Source organism: Bosea vaviloviae, from assembly GCF_001741865.1.
Lineage (GTDB): Bacteria > Pseudomonadota > Alphaproteobacteria > Rhizobiales > Beijerinckiaceae > Allobosea > Allobosea vaviloviae.
Genome location: NZ_CP017147.1, coordinates 4105193 through 4121729, shown reverse-complemented (window position 1 = coordinate 4121729; position 16537 = coordinate 4105193). Strand labels below are relative to the sequence as shown.

General features: G+C 62.2%; 14 protein-coding genes and 1 pseudogene. 12 read left to right on the top strand and 3 right to left on the bottom strand.

The features are described from left to right. Nucleotides 1-40 precede the first annotated feature (40 nt). Genes BHK69_RS18810 through BHK69_RS18790 form a run of 5 tightly spaced genes read left to right on the top strand, consistent with a single transcriptional unit; the run spans nt 41 to nt 6269 of the window. The gene (locus BHK69_RS18810; protein WP_148663494.1) at nt 41-778 is read left to right on the top strand and encodes a hypothetical protein; all 738 of its coding nucleotides are present in this window, start codon (nt 41-43) and stop codon (nt 776-778) included. Then, nucleotides 778-2922, top strand: a complete 2145-nt coding sequence (locus BHK69_RS18805) for a TnsB C-terminal domain-containing protein (RefSeq protein WP_069691428.1) — start codon at nt 778-780, stop codon at nt 2920-2922. Before BHK69_RS18810 ends, BHK69_RS18805 begins: the two co-directional genes overlap by 1 nt. After that, the gene (locus BHK69_RS18800; RefSeq protein WP_069691427.1) at nt 2922-3968 is read left to right on the top strand and encodes an ATP-binding protein; all 1047 of its coding nucleotides are present in this window, start codon (nt 2922-2924) and stop codon (nt 3966-3968) included. The genes BHK69_RS18805 and BHK69_RS18800 overlap by 1 nt, the downstream gene beginning before the upstream one ends. Then, nucleotides 3965-5836, top strand: coding sequence for a TniQ family protein (locus tag BHK69_RS18795; protein ID WP_069691426.1), 1872 nt, complete (start codon nt 3965-3967; stop codon nt 5834-5836). Before BHK69_RS18800 ends, BHK69_RS18795 begins: the two co-directional genes overlap by 4 nt. 28 nt (nt 5837-5864) lie before the next feature. Further along, nucleotides 5865-6269 (top strand): antitoxin Xre/MbcA/ParS toxin-binding domain-containing protein, encoded by a 405-nt coding sequence (locus BHK69_RS18790; RefSeq protein ID WP_158516241.1) that lies wholly within the window; start codon nt 5865-5867, stop codon nt 6267-6269. 158 nt (nt 6270-6427) lie between these two features. Here the strand turns inward: BHK69_RS18790 and BHK69_RS18785 are convergent, their stop codons facing one another. After that, nucleotides 6428-6661, bottom strand: a complete 234-nt coding sequence (locus tag BHK69_RS18785) for a type II toxin-antitoxin system Phd/YefM family antitoxin (protein WP_069691424.1) — start codon at nt 6659-6661, stop codon at nt 6428-6430. Between the two features lie 372 nt (nt 6662-7033). On the opposite strand from BHK69_RS18785, the gene BHK69_RS18780 reads away from it, so the two are divergent. Further along, the gene (locus tag BHK69_RS18780) at nt 7034-8107 is read left to right on the top strand and encodes a DUF3800 domain-containing protein (protein ID WP_069691423.1); all 1074 of its coding nucleotides are present in this window, start codon (nt 7034-7036) and stop codon (nt 8105-8107) included. A gap of 229 nt (nt 8108-8336) precedes the next feature. Here the strand turns inward: BHK69_RS18780 and BHK69_RS31535 are convergent. Next, nucleotides 8337-8480, bottom strand: a pseudogene (locus tag BHK69_RS31535) (IS3 family transposase); the annotation flags it as partial. 338 nt (nt 8481-8818) lie between these two features. Between BHK69_RS31535 and pehA the strand changes: the two are divergent. The 6 genes from pehA to BHK69_RS18745 all read left to right on the top strand — a co-directional run bounded on the left by pehA (nt 8819) and on the right by BHK69_RS18745 (nt 16104). Next, nucleotides 8819-10423, top strand: coding sequence for a phosphoric/sulfuric ester hydrolase PehA (gene pehA / locus BHK69_RS18775; protein WP_069691422.1), 1605 nt, complete (start codon nt 8819-8821; stop codon nt 10421-10423). Then, a complete protein-coding gene (locus tag BHK69_RS18770; RefSeq protein ID WP_069691421.1) occupies nt 10390-12030 on the top strand; it encodes an ABC transporter substrate-binding protein in 1641 nt (546 codons plus the stop codon). Before pehA ends, BHK69_RS18770 begins: the two co-directional genes overlap by 34 nt. A gap of 250 nt (nt 12031-12280) precedes the next feature. After that, complete coding sequence (locus tag BHK69_RS18760) at nt 12281-13297, top strand: ABC transporter ATP-binding protein (RefSeq protein WP_069691419.1); 1017 nt, start codon at nt 12281-12283, stop codon at nt 13295-13297. Beyond that, nucleotides 13294-14289 carry an ABC transporter ATP-binding protein gene (locus BHK69_RS18755; protein WP_069691418.1) on the top strand — a complete coding sequence of 332 codons (996 nt, stop codon included), beginning with the start codon at nt 13294-13296 and terminating at the stop codon, nt 14287-14289. Before BHK69_RS18760 ends, BHK69_RS18755 begins: the two co-directional genes overlap by 4 nt. Then, nucleotides 14289-15224 carry an ABC transporter permease gene (locus BHK69_RS18750; RefSeq protein ID WP_069691417.1) on the top strand — a complete coding sequence of 312 codons (936 nt, stop codon included), beginning with the start codon at nt 14289-14291 and terminating at the stop codon, nt 15222-15224. Before BHK69_RS18755 ends, BHK69_RS18750 begins: the two co-directional genes overlap by 1 nt. Before the next feature lies 1 nt (nt 15225). Next, the gene (locus BHK69_RS18745) at nt 15226-16104 is read left to right on the top strand and encodes an ABC transporter permease (RefSeq protein WP_069691416.1); all 879 of its coding nucleotides are present in this window, start codon (nt 15226-15228) and stop codon (nt 16102-16104) included. A gap of 101 nt (nt 16105-16205) precedes the next feature. Here BHK69_RS18745 and BHK69_RS32195 read toward each other — a convergent pair whose 3' ends face one another. Beyond that, entirely contained in the window at nt 16206-16529 is a 324-nt protein-coding gene (locus BHK69_RS32195) for a hypothetical protein (protein WP_148663492.1), read from the bottom strand. Between the last annotated feature and the right edge of the window lie 8 nt (nt 16530-16537).

The window sequence follows — 16537 nt, the reverse complement described above, 5'->3', positions numbered from 1 at the left end:
GTGTCAATCGCACGTCCGGCTGCATGACGACGGAAGAGTCATGCCCACCTTCACCTTACAATCGCTTTCCAGCTCGCCGCTAGAAACGGCCTATCGCAGGCCCACAAGCTTGCCGGTTATTGGCCTTGCTCCGCACTCGCGGAAGCCCGCGCTCGGCCGGAAGGGCAGCTCGACCTCCATCATCCGAGATCCGGGGGACGAGCAAGTCAGGATCGTCGAAAGCAACATCGAGAAGAACTTGACGCTCGTCCTGATGGCAGACCCGGATGTGGTGCGCGTCACAACACAGCCGGAGCCGCTGTACTTCGTTGACGAAGCGGGCAAGCGCTTCAAGCACACCTTCGATGTAGAGGCCGAGCTGCGATCCGGCGAGAGGAAGCTCGTGGAGGTCAAGCCATCGAACCGCGTGGCGAAGTATGGCTGGAAGGATTGGATCGACCAAATCAGCCCGCAGGTTCCTCGGTCCAGAGCCGACTCGGTTCTCCTCGTCACGGAGCTGGATCTCCCAATGTGGCTCGTCAAGAACGCCAGCCTGATCCTTTCCGCCAGGACTGACGCCCCAAGGTCCGTGGAACGGGACATTGAGGATTACGCCCTGAGCGTGGGCGGCGCGCTCACGATCCGCCAGCTGACCACGCCGTGGGGAGGGCCAGGTGCCGTCATGCGTGCTGCTGTGCGCCTGATCTATCAACGCAGGCTGAGGCTCATCCGTCCCGCTCTGATCGATGCGTCAGCATTGGTCCTGCACAATAGCTCAGTCGCTTCTGGCGTCGTCTGATGGCGACAAATCCGCTGCGGCACACCGAGATCGGTCCTTGCGACCGTGTCGAGATGGATGGTCGGTCGTACCGTGCGACGGCGCAAGATAAGGCGGGCTGGTACCTTCAGCCTACCCACGGAGAAGATTGGGAACGTCGCTACCTGTCCCGGGGCGAGCTGGCAAAAGGCCTTCCGGCCGGCCTGATCGTTGTGATCAAGCCTCCGCAGCTCGCCACCAGCCCCGCGAACTCGAATTTTGAGACGATCGCAGACTACCCCCTTGTCGCTCGAATGCAGATGATGCGCGACGTTTTGTGGGTGGAAGAGCTCCAGGTCGCCTTGAATGCCAAGACTGTCAGCGGGCGCAGCCAAAAAGCCGTCACCGCTTTCATCGCGGAAAAGAAAAATGACATTGCCAAACAGCTAAAGGCTCTTTTCCCGTCGAAGATTGTACTGGAGGAAGACGTCCGTTACGGACAAGACCTTCCCGTGGGGAAGCAATTTCCACGCCCGCCAAAAGCTCGGACTTTGCTCCGAAAGCTGCAGAAGTTTGAAGCTAATGACCTTGCTTCTACCGACAACGATCGGATGCTGTCCTTGCGATATCGGCTCGATCGCTGCACGCAAGGCGGTCGTCGATTGCAGGAAGAGGTTGTCAAGATCATCGACGAATGGGCGACGAAGTACGCCGGCGAGCCGAACCCTACTTTTGCCGGCTTGAAGCGGCTCGTCAGGACCGCGATCCTCAATCACAACACGCCGCTTCCCGTGGAACTCCACCTGAGCGAGCCGGACATCAAGACGCTCGCCCGGCGCGTCCGAGATTTGCCAGTCGGGCAGATCATCGGCGCGAGACGAACCAAATCGTTGGTAAGAACTTTCGGATCGGGAGGAAAAGGACCCAAGTACACCCGTGTCGGCGAGCGGGTGGAGACCGATTGCTGGAATATCCCGCTCCACCTGATCATTCCCGAAAAGGCTTTCTCGGAGATTCCGGAGGAGTTGAGAACTGAGATTTCTAAATCCCGGATCTGCGTCGCGGTGACGATGGACTGCGCCTCCGGCTACATCCTTGGTTTGGCGTTTGGCTTGGTCGAGGATGCAGCTCTCACGACATCCGCATTCCGGATGTGCTTCGAGGACAGAAGCGCGATCGCCGCTGCAGCAGGCTGCACCGATGCATGGAATCTTCGGTGCGGCTTCGAGAATTCGTGCAGCGATGGTGGCTCAGCCTATAAGGCGGAAGCGTTTAAGACAGCGGCGATCGCGCTGGAAATCTCGCACACGTGGACTGACGGCGGCTTTCCTAATCTTCGCGGACACATTGAGAGCGTCTTCTCAAAGATCCACAAGGAATTCATCACTAATTTTTGTGGCCGCGCGTTCGAGAACACCACGAAAATGGGGGAATACGAAGGTTCGAAGCACGCAACAATGGAAATGGCCGACTTCTTCGACCTTCTAACCAGATACATTGTTGACGTCTACCACCATCTGCCGCGCGAAGGCGGCCGCAGACCTTCGCCGCGTCGGGAGTTCGAAAAGCTTGCACAGGAGGCCGAGCCGGCCCCCCTTCCGACACCCGAAAAACTCCTGCGCGCATTTGGGATCGCCGTTCCCCGGAAGTTGGATCGCCACGGGGTACGTTTTATGAACGTCGAGTACAATAACGACTGGCTCGTGAATTATCTGGCTCGGCGCGGCAAGACGGATGTCACCATCAAGATCGATCCAAGGAATATCGGGCTGGTCGGCGTCCTCATCGAGAAGGACTGGCTGATAATCGAAGGTCCGCTCGGGCTGCAAGGTATGCCCCTGAAATATTGGATCGACTTCAACAACGACTTGCGACGCCGGATCGGTGACCAGGCAAAGGTTGATTTCGAGCGCTATGTTGCGCCGGCCTTGGGCGAGATTTGGGATTTCGCCCGGAAGGCCGAGGCAAAGTTAGGCCTGCGGGACGTCTTTTGGACGGAAAAGGACCTTCTGCAAGCAGAAGGCCAACTTAAGATTTTCATTGCTTACGACCGGGACCCGCAGCGCTACGAGTCGATGCCGTCCATTCTGTCTGGAACTCTTGGCTACGGGCAGGACACCATGAATTCACCAGAGCAGCCGCAGCCGGAGACAAGGCGAACCCGACACAGGGCGGAGGACGTCTGATGGCCGAGACGCAAAGCAGGGCCACAACGCACCAGAACAGGATCGATTACGTCCGCGATCGAATGCACAACAGGTTGATCTCAACGGCCGAGGCGAGTGCGGTGAGTGAAGCTGTCGTTGAACGCTTTCGCTCGACCACATCATTGCGTGATCCAAGCCGCCCCTTTGCGGTCGGCAACCGTAACGCCTGCCGAGCGGTATTGGTGATAGGCGCCTATCGATCCGGAAAGACGTTCCTTGTCGAACGTGCGTTCCGTGGTTTGGAAAAGCTCACCGTTGGCAATCAGGTCATCTCGCCCAAGACCGTGGATGTCCGTGCTCCTTCGCACTTCGACATGGCCGGGCTCGGCCGCAGTTTGCTCCAGGCGATGGAATTGGCACCAGCCAGGCCGCTCCCGCCCGCGCAGACCATGGAGCGGGTGCAACGCCGGCTGCAATTGTTCCAGCCATCTCTTATCCGCATCGACGAGTTCCAGCGGACCCTCTATCCGACCAGCGTGGGGCTGAAACGGCGCGATGACGAGCGACGTCACTGCTGGGGCCATATCCAGGGGATCCTGGAGGACAGTGCGTGGCCAACGCCTGTAATTCTGACTGGCACCCCAGAGATCCTGCCCGTGCTGGAGACCCGCGAAATGGGCTTTCTGCGCGACCGTATCGCTACGACCATCCATTTGCGTCCAATGGTCACCGGCGCGACTGAAGACATCCACTTTCTAGAAGATGCCGTCGAACTGTTCGCGGAGGTCGCGGAAATCGGTTGCAGTTTCTCGGCTGACGAGCAGCTTCACCCGCGTCTTATGCTCGCTTCAAATTTCGCGAAAGGGCTCGCCTGCGAAATCATTCACGAGGCTATCCTGATCGCACTGAGAAGCGGAGATCGTGTTTTGGAGCGCGAGCACTTCGCCCGCTTCTACGCCAAGAAGACCGGGGCCGCCGCTGCGGCCAACCCGTTCGTGGCTCACGAATGGCACCGCGTCGATCCGACGCGCCTTTTGGCGGAGGATGTGGCACCCGGTTTCGGTATCTCGGAGAAGCATCGATGAGCTTTGCAGTCGATCCTCTTCGAAACCCGCTGGCGCTGATTGAGGGCGAGACGCCCGCGAGTTTCATTTCGCGCCTCGCCGCGCAACATCTTGCGGCCAGCGCCGCGGAGTTTTGCTCCGACTTTCTCATGGATTTTGACAAGATCGCGCGCGGCAATCCCGATCAGCTGGCAAAACTCGCTTGGTTCACATCTTGCGATCTCGATAGTCTGCGCCGGCATGCGCCGCAGATCCACAACCAGAATTTGCTACTGGGCAGGGCTCGCTTTCCGAAACACTTGACCACTGCAGGTCGCCTCCGGGTCTGCCCCGAGTGCCTCGCCTTAGATATCGCAGCAGCGCCCGAGCTCAGGCGGGATGTCGCAGCCGCACAGAGAGCACTTTGGCTCATCGGGCCAGTTCGCAGTTGCATGCTGCATGAGAGAGCCTTGGTCGAGGTGGCGCCGCGCGGCAAGCGAAGGCATGACTTTGCGATGCGTATAGATGATTGCCTTGACGATCTTGACGCGTGGTTCGACCGGTCACCAGTACGAGTCGCCTCGCCTTTCGAGAGATATATCGTCCAACGCATTCAGACCGATGATTGCGGCCTCGAACTCCTGGATCCGCTCTCGATCGGCGAGACTTGTTCGGTTTGCTTGTGGTTCGGGACGTTTGCGCTGAAGGGGCCAGCAGGAAAGATTGTCGGCGCATCAGAGGAGGAGCTTAACGACGCTGCGATCGCCGGGTTCGAGATCCTGAAGCTTGGTCCAGAAGGCCTCGGTGATTTCGTCTCGGACACTGCTGCCACGGCACTGAGGATGCGAAACGCTCGAACGACGCCTCACCATGTACTTGGCTTGCTCTATCTCAACCTGCGCGAAGATCGAGACTCGACCCCACAGTACGCGACCATTCGTACCATCGTCGCGAAGAGCCTGAGCAAGCACATTCCGCCGAACGCCGACCAGACACCATTTCTGGGTATAGACGTCGGCAATTCCGCTCCTGTTACCCTTCACTCCCTGAGGAAGAGCACCGGGTTAGCAATCAACACCCTGAAACGCCTACTTTCAGCCATAGCGAAGGATAAACCGGATCAAGCCGTTCAAGAATGGCGCTGGCGAGCAGTCCCGCAGTCGGAAGCGACCGCCCTATTTGGAACTCTGAGATCGCTGATCGACTCAACCGAGCTCGGGATCCGATTTGGCCTGGCGCGGCATACACTCGTTGACCTTGCCGACGCTGGGACCCTGGTACCCATTGAAGGCAAGTTCACTCCGAAGCTGCTCGCGTATTATCGCTCCGACGATGTTTCAAAGTTCGAAGCACGGCTCCTGTCGAAGCTGAAATCCGCACCTACGTCGGAAAAATTGGTGTCGTTGGGGCACGCGGCCGGCGCAACATCTGTCCACCCCGCGGACCTTATCGCGCTGATCCTCGAGGGTGTGATCGACGGCTTTACGTCCGACGCTAGCGTCACCTCTGCGGATCAGAACATTCGCGTGCGCGTTGAACAGATCCGCTCGCATCTTGGCGGTACCGAGACCGGCGTAACCACCCGCGAAGCGGCGCGAACGCTCGGTACCAATGAAAAGGTCGTCGGGGCCCTGGTTCAGGAAAAACTGATCGAGGGGCGAAATATCCGTTGCGTTCAATCTGGCCGGTGGAGGACGTCGATTTCAACGACTTCGCTCGAAGCGTTCGGGGAGGCATTCATTACTCACACACAGGTTGGGCGGCATCTCAAGCTCAATCCCGCTCAAACGTCCCAGCTTCTGGAACGATCGGGCATCAACGTGGAAATCGATCCAGGCAAAGTCTTCTGCCGCATTTACCGCAGGTCGGCAGTGCGTAGCCTTCTGCACGCGAACCCGCATTCCCCGTGACTGATTTCGCCCGCATTGGATGGTCGATATGGCACGCGATCCGCATTGCGACGGCCTACCAGAAGCAACCTCCTTTACGGCATCAGAGCGGTTGGCTTTGGTCCGAACAGCCATGGCCGTGCTTCAGCGTTGGAACGTTGGCGATGAAACAGCTCGCGCCATCCTGGGCGATCTACCTGCGGCGATTTATCGGCGCTGGCAGAAAAACAACGTCGGCGCGATCGCTCCCGACGTCGCCTACCGCCTCTTGTTGGTGCTAAAAATTCACGCTGCATTGCGCACCAGATACTCCGACCCCGACCGCTCTGTCGCTTGGATCAATCGTCCCAACGCTTTGTTTGCGCACCAGTCCCCGCTCGCGATCATGACCCGCGATGTCGCGTCTATCGAGCGCGTTCTGCGGTATCTCGTCGCTGACCAGTCAGCTTGGTAAATTGGCTATTCGGATTGCTGTGCCGGATCGGAGTCTCCTACCAAGACGTTTGGCGGAGATGCTGTTGATCTCGTCCTCGATAGCCTCGCGGGCGCCGTGGCTCGGCTCCTCGTCACCCGCAAGCCACCAGATCGGGGCATCGATATCAAGCGGTAGCGTCAAGTGAGGTTCCAGCCCCCGAGTTCATTCTCGGGGAGCGGCTCGTCAAAACGCGCATCGACGGCGATCTTTCCCTTGAGCGTCCCAAAGCGCCGCTGGCCGCCTGGCGCGACTGGCACCAGGCGCACCACCGGCACGCTGCCACGGGTAATGACCACATCTCCGCCCTGAAGGGCGTCTGCTATCAGCTTGGACAGGTGGATCTTAGCATCGCGAACCGAGAATTGGGCCATGAGCGTCTCCTTAGCATCGCTCGCCCTTCTCCAGAAGGTTCGTCCTCGTTCCCTGAGATCGCTTGGCTCGTCGCGGCCGCGCTATATGTCACGGCGAATTGGCGGAGTGTCATGCGATTGCGGACAATCGCATAATTTTCTTCAATGATTTCAATGGCCACTGTGCCGTCCTAATGCGGCTTCCGCATGAGAATCGCAAAGCTTTGTCTTTTGGAGCCAAATAAGTGTTTTCGTGAGGGGCAGCCTAGGCTCGATTAAGCTTCTAGACCGCCCCTCACGAACCAGAACCATGCAGGGCGGCGGCGAGCTTCATCTCGCCGCCGAAGCGCAGGCTGAACAAAACGGGATCAGAGTGGGGCACGGCGAAGAAAAATGCCTACCATCTACTTTGACGAGAGCGGACAAACTGGAACGAACCTGCTTGACCGGGACCAACCGTTTTTCGCTATCGGCAGCACGGACCTCGCCGAGGAGGAGGCGACCGGGATGCTGGCAAGGCATTTCGGAAGTCGGCAAGGGAAGGAGCTGAAAGCGAACCGATTGCTCGGCCAAGCAAGGGGAAGGCGCGAGTGCCTTCCTTTCCTCGACGAGCTAGGCGGCCACGCTGAGCGCGTATGCGGTGCTAGGATCCACAAGCGCTTCACGGTTGTCGCCAAGATGGTCGACCATCTCGTTGAGCCCGTCATACGAGACCGTGGCTACGATTTCTATGCCGGCGACTACGCCGCCAAGTTCGCTAATACGACCTATCTCGCGTTCGACAGTCTGTTGCCGAGTCCCGATGCCGACAGGCTGATGGGACTTTACCATGAGTTCGCTCGCGAACCCGACCAAGCCGGCCTGTCGAGACTCCACCACGCGCTGCGTTCGGTCCACGAGACCGCCCAAGGGATTTGTCGCGTGCCATTGGCTCTCATGATTGAGGGCAGTGCTGATTTCGAGCCCTTCGCCGACCCGGAGGGCTTCTCCGACACCAACGACGTCCACGTCACCGCCGTGGTCCAATGCATGGGCCATTGGCAGTCTCGGCACGCCGGTCCGTTCGACGTCGTGCACGACGAGAGCGTCCATTTCTTCCGACGTTCGCACCAGTGGAGGCGGATCACCGATCCAGCGCTCGCGCCGGAGATCATCCAGGTCGGCGATCGGTCGATGAAGCTGCCAATCGCTGTGATTTCGACCGAGAGCGCGCGCAGCCACGAGAGCGCGTCGCTACAGGTCTGTGATCTCGTGGCAGGCATCATCGGCCGCTTCCGGCAAGACGAGCCCCCTGGGCCGATCCGGGAGTTCTACGAGGCAGCCATCGCTTCCGGCCTGGGTCGCATCTCGGTCTTCCCGGTGGAGCCCGGAACGGAGTTCGTCTCCGGAATGCCTGCCATCGCGCAGGGGCCCGATGCCATCGATCGGATCGTGATGGCCGTGAACCGGCCTCGCCGAGGCAAGTGAAGAAGCTGCCCCTCGCGGTTCGTGGATCCACCCGGTCCGCTTGTCGAGCTTGGAGTGCTTGTATTGCGCGGAGCGCTGCTCGGATGGACGTCGCCAAGGACAGGCAGATTCTGCACCCAAAGGCCTCCGAAGGCGAGCAAGCCACAAACGGAGCGAGCGCTCAGGTCGGATAGACCAGTGCCGCTTTAAGTAATGAAATACCTGCGTGAACACATCTTTGCGCGCGGCACCACCGGTAATACGTGAACGCCGTCGCGCCGATCGTTCGGATCGCTTCGGCCACGGGACGGCCTTGGGACAACAACACATCGACCTGTTGCAGCTTCACGACGATCTCTTCAGGCTTTTGCTTCTTCTTCGGTGTGCCTGACATCCGCCAAGGCTCAAATACCTACTTCAGGGGGACCATTTTTCAGGGTCAGATCACGAAGCCTTACTTGGGTTTTCTGTTCCGTTGCTACTCACCCCTCAAATTGGTCTTGGTCGAACATAGCCTTCGAGCAGGCCGATCCTGGTGCGAGCCGTGAATTCGGCCTTGACCTGCCCGGGTCCGCCGGGTGCGGGCGCGATCCGCAGCTTTTGCAGGCGCTCGGCCTCGGAGGGCGGCCGAATGAGACTGGCACAGTCTGTCGCGTGACACGGCACCCGGCCCGATGGTTCATCCAACCGTCATCCGCAGCCCATAGCCAGATCGGATTGGAGGAGCCTTGAATGAAACGTCGCAACGTTCTGCTCATCGTCGTCGATCAATGGCGCGCCGATTTCGTGCCGCATCTGCTGCGGGCGCGTGGGCAGGAGCCATTTCTCCGGACGCCCAATCTCGACCGGCTTTGCGCCGAGGGCGTCACCTTCGCCAACCACGTCACGGCCTGCGTGCCCTGCGGCCCGGCGCGCGCGAGCCTGCTGACCGGCCTCTATCTGATGAATCATCGCGCTGTGCAGAACACGGTGCCGCTCGACCAGCGCCATTTCAACCTGGGCAAGGCCCTGCGCGAGATCGGTTACGATCCAGCCTTGATCGGCTACACCACGACGACGCCCGATCCGCGTTCGACCGCCAAGCAGGATCCGCGCTTCCTCGTGCTCGGCGACCTGATGGATGGCTTCCGTTCCGTGGGCGCTTTCGAGCCGAACATGGACGGCTATTTCGGCTGGGTAGCCCAGAACGGTTTCGAGCTGCCGCCCAATCGCGAGGATATCTGGCTGCCCGAAGGCGAAGACGCGGTTCCGGGAGCAACCGAACGACCCGCGCGCATTCCCAAGGAACTCTCCGACTCGTCCTTCTTCACCGAGCGCGCACTGACCTATCTCAAGGGCCGCGCGGGCAAACCGTTCTTCCTGCATCTCGGCTATTACCGGCCACACCCACCCTTCGTTGCACCGGCGCCCTATCACGACATGTACCGGGCGCAGGACATGCCCGCGCCGATCCGCGCCGAGTCGCCCGAGGCCGAGGGCGCCCAGCACCCGCTGGTCAAATATTATGTCGATGCGATCGGGCGCGGCTCGTTCTTCCATGGCGCGGAAGGCTCGGGCGCAACGCTCGACGAGGCCGAGATTCGGCAGATGCGCGCAACCTATTGCGGCCTGATAAGCGAGATCGACGACTGCCTCGGTCAGGTCTTCGCCTATCTCGACGAGACCGGACAGTGGGACGACACGCTGGTCGTCTTCACCTCGGATCATGGCGAGCAGCTCGGCGACCATCACCTGCTTGGCAAAATAGGCTTCCATGACGAGAGCTTCCGCATTCCGCTCGTCGTCAAGGATCCAGCCGCAGCCGAAGGCCGTCGCGGCACGGTCGAGGAGGCATTCACAGAGAGCGTCGATGTGATGCCGACGATCCTTGATTGGCTCGGCGGCGAGGCGCCCCGCGCCTGCGATGGTCGCTCGGTGATGCCCTTCACCCAGGGTGTCCGCCCACCCGACTGGCGCACCGAACTGCATTACGAATACGATTTCCGCGACGTGCATTACTCGCAGCCTGAGAAAGTACTCGGACTCGGCATGGACGAGTCCAGCCTCTGCGTCGTGCAGGACGAGAACTATAAATACGTCCACTTCGCCGCGCTGCCGCCGCTGTTCTTCGACTTGGCGCGCGACCCCAACCAGTTCGTCAATCTGGCGGAAGACGCAGGCTATGCGGCGCTCGTGCGCGATTACGCCCAGAAGGCGCTGTCCTGGCGGCTGACCCATGCCGACCGGACCCTGACCCATTTCCGCTCCAGCCCGCGCGGGCTCGAGGAGCGCGAACCCAACGCAACCGAAACAGGAGACCAGTCATGGTCGGTTCCCTCACGCGCCGCAGCGCAATAGCGCTCGGCGGTTCAGCCCTCATCCTGCCGTCGCGCTTCGCGATCGCGCAGGCCGACAGCCGTCCCGCGATCACCGTCGCGGTTCAGAAGATCGCCAATTCCAACCTCCTCGACGTGCTGCGCGAGCAGTCCAATGTCGGCGAGCGCATCTTCTTCTCCTCGTTATGGGAAGGCCTGATCGGCCGCAACTGGACCGGCAATCTGGAAAGCGTTGCGGGCCTTGCGACCGAATGGAAGCGCATCGACGACAGGACCGTCGAACTCAAATTGCGCCAGGGTGTGAAGTTCCACAATGGCGACGAGCTGACCGCCGAGGACGTCGCCTTCACCTTCGGCAAAGAGCGCATGTTCGGCGACACGCAGCCCTCCAGCGGCAAGACGATCTCGGTCGATTTCGTGGTCGGCGGCGGCCGCGCCGGCAAGGAATTGCCCGCCGAGGTCCCAGCCGTCGCGCGCCGCTCCTGGCCGGCTTTGCTCGGCATCCAGATCATCGACAAATACACGGTGCGCTTCGTCAACGGCACGCCGGACGTCACCATGGAAGGCCGCATCTCGCGCTATGGCAGCGAGATCATGAACCGCCGCGCCTTCGAGGAAGCCAAGACCTATAGCGACTGGGCGATGAAGCCGGTCACCACCGGCCCCTACCGCGTCGCCGAATATCGCCCCGACGTGTCGCTGCTGCTGGAAGCCCATGACGAGTATTGGGGCGGCCGGCCGCCGCTGAAATCGATCCGCTTCATCGAGGTGCCGGAGACGGCCTCGCGCATCAACGGCCTGCTGTCGGGCCAGTATCAGTTCGCCTGCGACATCCCGCCGGACCAAATCTCGCAGATCGAAAAGAACTCCGCCTTCGAAGTGCAGGGCGGTACGATCCTGAATCATCGCCTGACCGTGTTCGACAAGAACCATGCGCAGTTGCAAAACCCGCTGGTTCGCCGCGCCATGACCCATTCAATCGATCGGCAGGCCATCGTCGACTCGCTCTGGGCCGGACGCACGGCGGTGCCGAAGGGCCTGCAATGGCCCTATTACGGCGACATGTTCGTCTCCGACTGGTCGGTGCCGGCCTTCGACCTCAAGGTCGCGCGCGATCTGGTGAAGCAATCCGGCTACAAGGGTGAGGCGATCCCCTATCGCCTGCTCAACAACTACTACACCAACCAGACCGCCACCGCGCAGATCCTGGCTGAGATGTGGAAAGAAGCCGGGCTGAACGTAGAGATCCAGGTCAAGGAAAACTGGCAGCAGATCCTGGAGCGGACCCCGACACGCGCGGTGCGCGACTGGTCGAACTCGGCGCCCTTCAACGACCCGGTCTCGTCAATGGTCAGCCAGCATGGTCCCAACGGCCAGCAGCAGCAGGCAGGCGAATGGACCAATGACGAGCTGAACAAGCTCTCTGTCGAGCTGGAAACCTCGACCGACCGGGCCCGCCGCAAGGCCGCCTTCCGCCGCATGCTGGAAATCGCCGAGCGCGAGGACCCCGCCTATACGGTGCTGCACCAGAACGCGACCTTTACGGCGAAGCCGAAAGCACTCGCCTGGAAGGCCTCACCGGCCTTCGCCATGGACTTCCGCGCCGAGAATTGGGGCGGACGAAGCTGAGCCGCGAGACCACGCACGGCGCGACCTGATCGGTCGCGTCGTTTTCTTTTTGGACGCTTCGAAGAGGTCTGCCGATGACCGCTCTCCCTCGCCGCCATGCCCTGGCCCTCGCCGTGGGCTCTCCCGCCGCCTTGGCGCTGCCGCTTTTTGCCATCGGACAGACCGAAACATGCCCCTCGATCATCCCATGGAGGGCGGCGCAGTCCATCGTGATGGACTTCCAATCGGGCAACCGGGGCGGAATCCGCTCATGAGCGCGCAAGCCGGCAGGGGCAAACAGAGCCCGCTCGTTGCGATCCGCGATCTCGCGGTCGCCTTCGACGGGGTCAAGGTCCTGCATGGCATCGACCTCACCGTGGAACGTGGCGAGGCCGTCGGGCTCGTCGGCGAATCCGGCTGCGGCAAGTCGGTGACCTGGCTCGCCGCGCTCGGCCTTCTGCCGAAGAAGGCTGATGTCACCGGCAGCGCCACGCTGGAGGGCTGCGAACTGATCAATGCGGAGCCGGCCTTACTCGACGCCACCCGCGGCGGCCGCATCGCCATGATTTTCCAGGATCCGGCGAGCGCGCTGAACCCCGTCATCAAACTCGGCAAACAGGTCGGCGAAGCTTTGGCGCTGCATCGCGGGCTCTCGGGCGGCGCGATCCGGGCGGAAGCCAAGCGCCTCTTCGATCTCGTCGGCATTCCCGACGCGGCGCGCCGGCTCGACGCCTTTCCCCATGAGCTTTCGGGCGGCCAGAACCAGCGCGTCATGATCGCCATGGCGCTCGCCGGCGAACCGGACCTTCTGGTGGCGGACGAACCAACCACCGCGCTCGATGCGACGATTCAAGCGCAGATCCTCGAACTGCTGACGCTGGTCCGGCGCGAGACCAACATGGCTCTGGTCCTGATCAGCCATGATCTCGGCGTGATCTCGCAGACCTGCGACCGCGTCGGCGTGATGTATGCCGGCCGGATCATCGAGACCGCGCAGTCCGACGCGCTCTTCGCGCAGCCGCTGCATCCCTATACGCAGGGCCTGCTGGCGGCGCTGCCGCCGCTGGAGGGCGTGCGCCGCCGGCTCGACCCCATCGAAGGCAATGTGCCCGAGCCTTGGAACCTGCCACCTGGCTGTTCGTTCGCGCCGCGTTGCCCATGTCGGGTCGATGCCTGCGAGATGCGCCTGCCACCGCTCGACCTGAAGGCGCCCGGCCGTCTCGCCGCCTGCATTCGCACGCCGCCGCTCGTCCAGCCGCAGCGCCAGACGGAGCCCGTCTTCGCATGAACGCCCCGCCGCTTCTCCAGGCGCGGAGTGTCGCGCGGCGCTATGCGATGCGCCAGGGCCTGCTCGGTCGCTCGGTCGATGTCCGAGCCGTGGACGGCGTCTCCCTCACCGTCGAGCGCGGCAGAACGCTGGGGCTGGTCGGCGAGTCCGGCTCGGGTAAATCCACCACCGGGCGTCTGGCGCTTGGCCTCGAGCCGCCCGATGACGGCGATGTGCTGTTCAACGGCACGGCAATCCCACCCAGTGGAAGCCCGGCCTGGCGCGCGATGCGTGCTCGCATGCAGATGATCTACCAGGATCCGCTCGGCGCGCTCGACCGGCGGCTGTCGATCCTGGAGCAGGTCCGAGAGCCTTACGACATTCACGGCATTGGCGACCCAAGCGGCCGCGACGCCATGGCGCTGGCCCTCCTGCAATCGGTCGGCCTGCGCTCGGACCAGGGTACGCGCTATCCTCATGAACTCTCTGGCGGCCAGCGCCAGCGCGCGGTGATTGCGCGCGCGCTCGCCACCAAGCCCGACCTCCTGGTCTGCGACGAGCCGGTCTCGGCGCTCGATGTCTCGATCCAGGCGCAAGTCGTCAACTTGCTGGTCGATATCCAGCAGGAACTGGGTCTCGGCATGCTGTTCATCAGCCATGATCTCAAGGTTGTGCGCCAGGTCAGCCACCGCGTCGCGGTGATGTATCTCGGCCGCATCGTCGAAGAGGGCGAGGCCGATCTTCTGCTGTCGAATCCGGCGCATCCCTATACCGAGGCGCTCGTCTCGGCCTCCCCGGAGCCAGGCAGGCGCGCCCGGCCGCGCATCGTCCTGCAGGGCGACCCGCCGAACCCTGCGGCGCGCCCTTCTGGATGCGCCTTCCACCCGCGCTGCCACGCCGTGCGCGAGCGCTGCAAGGCCGAAAGCCCGAAGCTCATGCCGCTGCCGGACGGGCGGTTGGCCGCTTGCCATGTCGCGCATGATCAGGCCAATTTCCTGAAGGCTGCAAGCTGATGCTGCGCTTCTTCCTGATCCGACTCGCCCGCGCCGCGCTGACGGTGGCGCTGGTCGTCACCTTCGCCTTCGTCGTGCTGCGGATGTCGGGCGATCCCGCCCTGATCATCATGAGCGTCGATGCTCCGCCCGAGGCCATCGCCGCCTTCCGCAAGGCATGGGGCCTCGACGATCCGATCTGGCAGCAATATCTGCGCTACTTCTCCGCCATCGGCCGGGGCGAACTCGGCCAGTCGATGCGCGATGGCAGGCCGGCGATCCAGCTCGTGCTGGAGCGCATCCCGGCAACCCTGGCACTCACCTTGCCGGCGCTGGCGCTCAAGCTCTGCATCGGCATCCCCGCCGGCATCCAAGCCGCGCTTCACCGCGACAGCCTGATGGACCGTATCGTCATGGTGACGGCGGTGGCGGGCTTCACGGTGCCGAGCTTCGTGCTTGGCCTCGTGCTGGTGTTGATTTTCTCGGTTCATCTCGGTTGGCTGCCCTCGGGTGGGCAGGACAGCTGGCGCCACGGCATTCTGCCTGTTCTGACGCTCGGCATCGGCGGCGCAGCCGTGCTTGCACGCTTCACCCGCAGCGCCATGCTGGAGGTGCTCGGCCAGTCCTATATCCGCACCGCCAGCGCCAAGGGCGTACCCTGGGCAGCCGTGGTGCGCGGCCATGCTTTGCCCAATGCGGCGGTGCCAACCGTCACAGTCGTCGGCTTCATGGTCGGCAGCCTGATCGCTGGCGCCGTCGTGGTAGAGAGCGTGTTCTCGTGGCCTGGCGTTGGACGGCTCCTGGTGGTGGCGGTCTCGAACCGCGACCTGGCTGTGGTGCAATGCATCCTCTTGCTGGTCGCGATGACCATGGTCAGTGCCAATCTGATCGTCGACCTCCTCTATGGCGTGCTCGACCCACGCCTGCGCAATGGTGCCAAGGCGGGAGCGCATTGAGATGGCCGACATCACGGCTGCCAACTCCGTTCCTGCCACCTCGGCCGAAAAGGCAGCGCCAAGGCGCAGGCAACGCATCCCCTTGCTCGTCTGGTTCGGCCTGGTCTGGATCGCCATCATCATCGTCGTCGCGCTCGCCGCCGACTGGATCACGCCCTATCGCTTCACGGCCTATGACTTGCGCAACCGGCTGGCTGGTCCCTTCCATCCGCTGCACTGGCTCGGCACCGACGAACTCGGCCGCGACGTGCTCTCGCGGTTGATCGTCTCGATCCGCATCTCGCTGCTCGTCGCCTTCGGAGCCACCATCATCTCGGCGGTTCTGGGCACGCTGATGGGCTTCCTCGCCGCGCATTTCCGTGGACTGGTCGAGCAGTTCGTCTTGATGCTGGCGGATTTCCAGGCTGCGATGCCGTTCCTGATCCTGGCGCTCTCGGTGCTGGCCTTCTTCGGCAATGCGCTGCCGCTCCTCATCGGCCTGATGGGGCTCTATGGCTGGGAGCGCTATGCTCGCATCGCGCGCGGCCTCGCCATCTCGGCGGGCGCACAGGGCTATGCTGGAGCGGTGCGCCAGATCGGAGCGTCACCGACGCGGATCTATCTCAAGCATATCCTGCCCAACATCGCCTCGACGCTGATCGTCTCGATGACGTTGACCTTTCCCGAGGTCATCCTGCTCGAAAGCGGCCTCTCTTTCCTGGGGCTCGGCGTGCAGCCACCGATGACGTCTCTCGGCAACATGGTCGGCTATGGCCGCGAGTATCTCACCCGCGCGCCCTGGATCATGCTGGCGCCGGCCTCGACCATCGTGCTGACTACTCTCGCCGTCAGCCTCGTCGGCGACTGGCTGCGCGACCGCCTCGACCCGACCCTGCGCTGAACAACCCGACAATGCCTGCCCCCGCTGAATTCACAGTCCTACGTGATCAGATTGGAGCTAGTCAGCGCTCAACCCCGGAACCGACCCGCCAATTGCAGCGGTCAGGTTCTCGGATACCGATTTGACGAGGCGGATCGCCAATTCCAGTTGCCCGGCGTTCTTCCTGCTCGCCGGGGCTCCGACGTTGATGGCGCCTGCCTGAAATGCAACACCTGCGGCAGCACGACTGGGTGCAGCTGATTGTTCCGACTGTTTCGACTGACAAGCGCGACATTGCGTTGCCGCGATTGTAGGAAAAGTTCCGCAATCCGACCTGCGCCGCCCGGCAACCAAGCCGGGCGGCGCTTCGTTTCCAGCACATCAAGAGGCAGGAGCACCGCAAGGCGTCCGTTGATCCCATTGACGTCGAAAATCGCGATCTTCATCGACCGAC

Bases quoted from the DNA above. Each gene is read 5' to 3' on its own strand.
- BHK69_RS18810 (WP_148663494.1), top strand. From the start codon at position 41: ATGCCCACCTTCACCTTACAATCGCTTTCCAGCTCGCCGCTAGAAACG.
- BHK69_RS18805 (WP_069691428.1), top strand. From the start codon at position 778: ATGGCGACAAATCCGCTGCGGCACACCGAGATCGGTCCTTGCGACCGT.
- BHK69_RS18800 (WP_069691427.1), top strand. From the start codon at position 2,922: ATGGCCGAGACGCAAAGCAGGGCCACAACGCACCAGAACAGGATCGAT.
- BHK69_RS18795 (WP_069691426.1), top strand. From the start codon at position 3,965: ATGAGCTTTGCAGTCGATCCTCTTCGAAACCCGCTGGCGCTGATTGAG.
- BHK69_RS18790 (WP_158516241.1), top strand. From the start codon at position 5,865: ATGGCACGCGATCCGCATTGCGACGGCCTACCAGAAGCAACCTCCTTT.
- BHK69_RS18785 (WP_069691424.1), bottom strand. From the start codon at position 6,661: ATGGCCCAATTCTCGGTTCGCGATGCTAAGATCCACCTGTCCAAGCTG.
- BHK69_RS18780 (WP_069691423.1), top strand. From the start codon at position 7,034: ATGCCTACCATCTACTTTGACGAGAGCGGACAAACTGGAACGAACCTG.
- pehA (WP_069691422.1), top strand. From the start codon at position 8,819: ATGAAACGTCGCAACGTTCTGCTCATCGTCGTCGATCAATGGCGCGCC.
- BHK69_RS18770 (WP_069691421.1), top strand. From the start codon at position 10,390: ATGGTCGGTTCCCTCACGCGCCGCAGCGCAATAGCGCTCGGCGGTTCA.
- BHK69_RS18760 (WP_069691419.1), top strand. From the start codon at position 12,281: ATGAGCGCGCAAGCCGGCAGGGGCAAACAGAGCCCGCTCGTTGCGATC.
- BHK69_RS18755 (WP_069691418.1), top strand. From the start codon at position 13,294: ATGAACGCCCCGCCGCTTCTCCAGGCGCGGAGTGTCGCGCGGCGCTAT.
- BHK69_RS18750 (WP_069691417.1), top strand. From the start codon at position 14,289: ATGCTGCGCTTCTTCCTGATCCGACTCGCCCGCGCCGCGCTGACGGTG.
- BHK69_RS18745 (WP_069691416.1), top strand. From the start codon at position 15,226: ATGGCCGACATCACGGCTGCCAACTCCGTTCCTGCCACCTCGGCCGAA.
- BHK69_RS32195 (WP_148663492.1), bottom strand. From the start codon at position 16,529: ATGAAGATCGCGATTTTCGACGTCAATGGGATCAACGGACGCCTTGCG.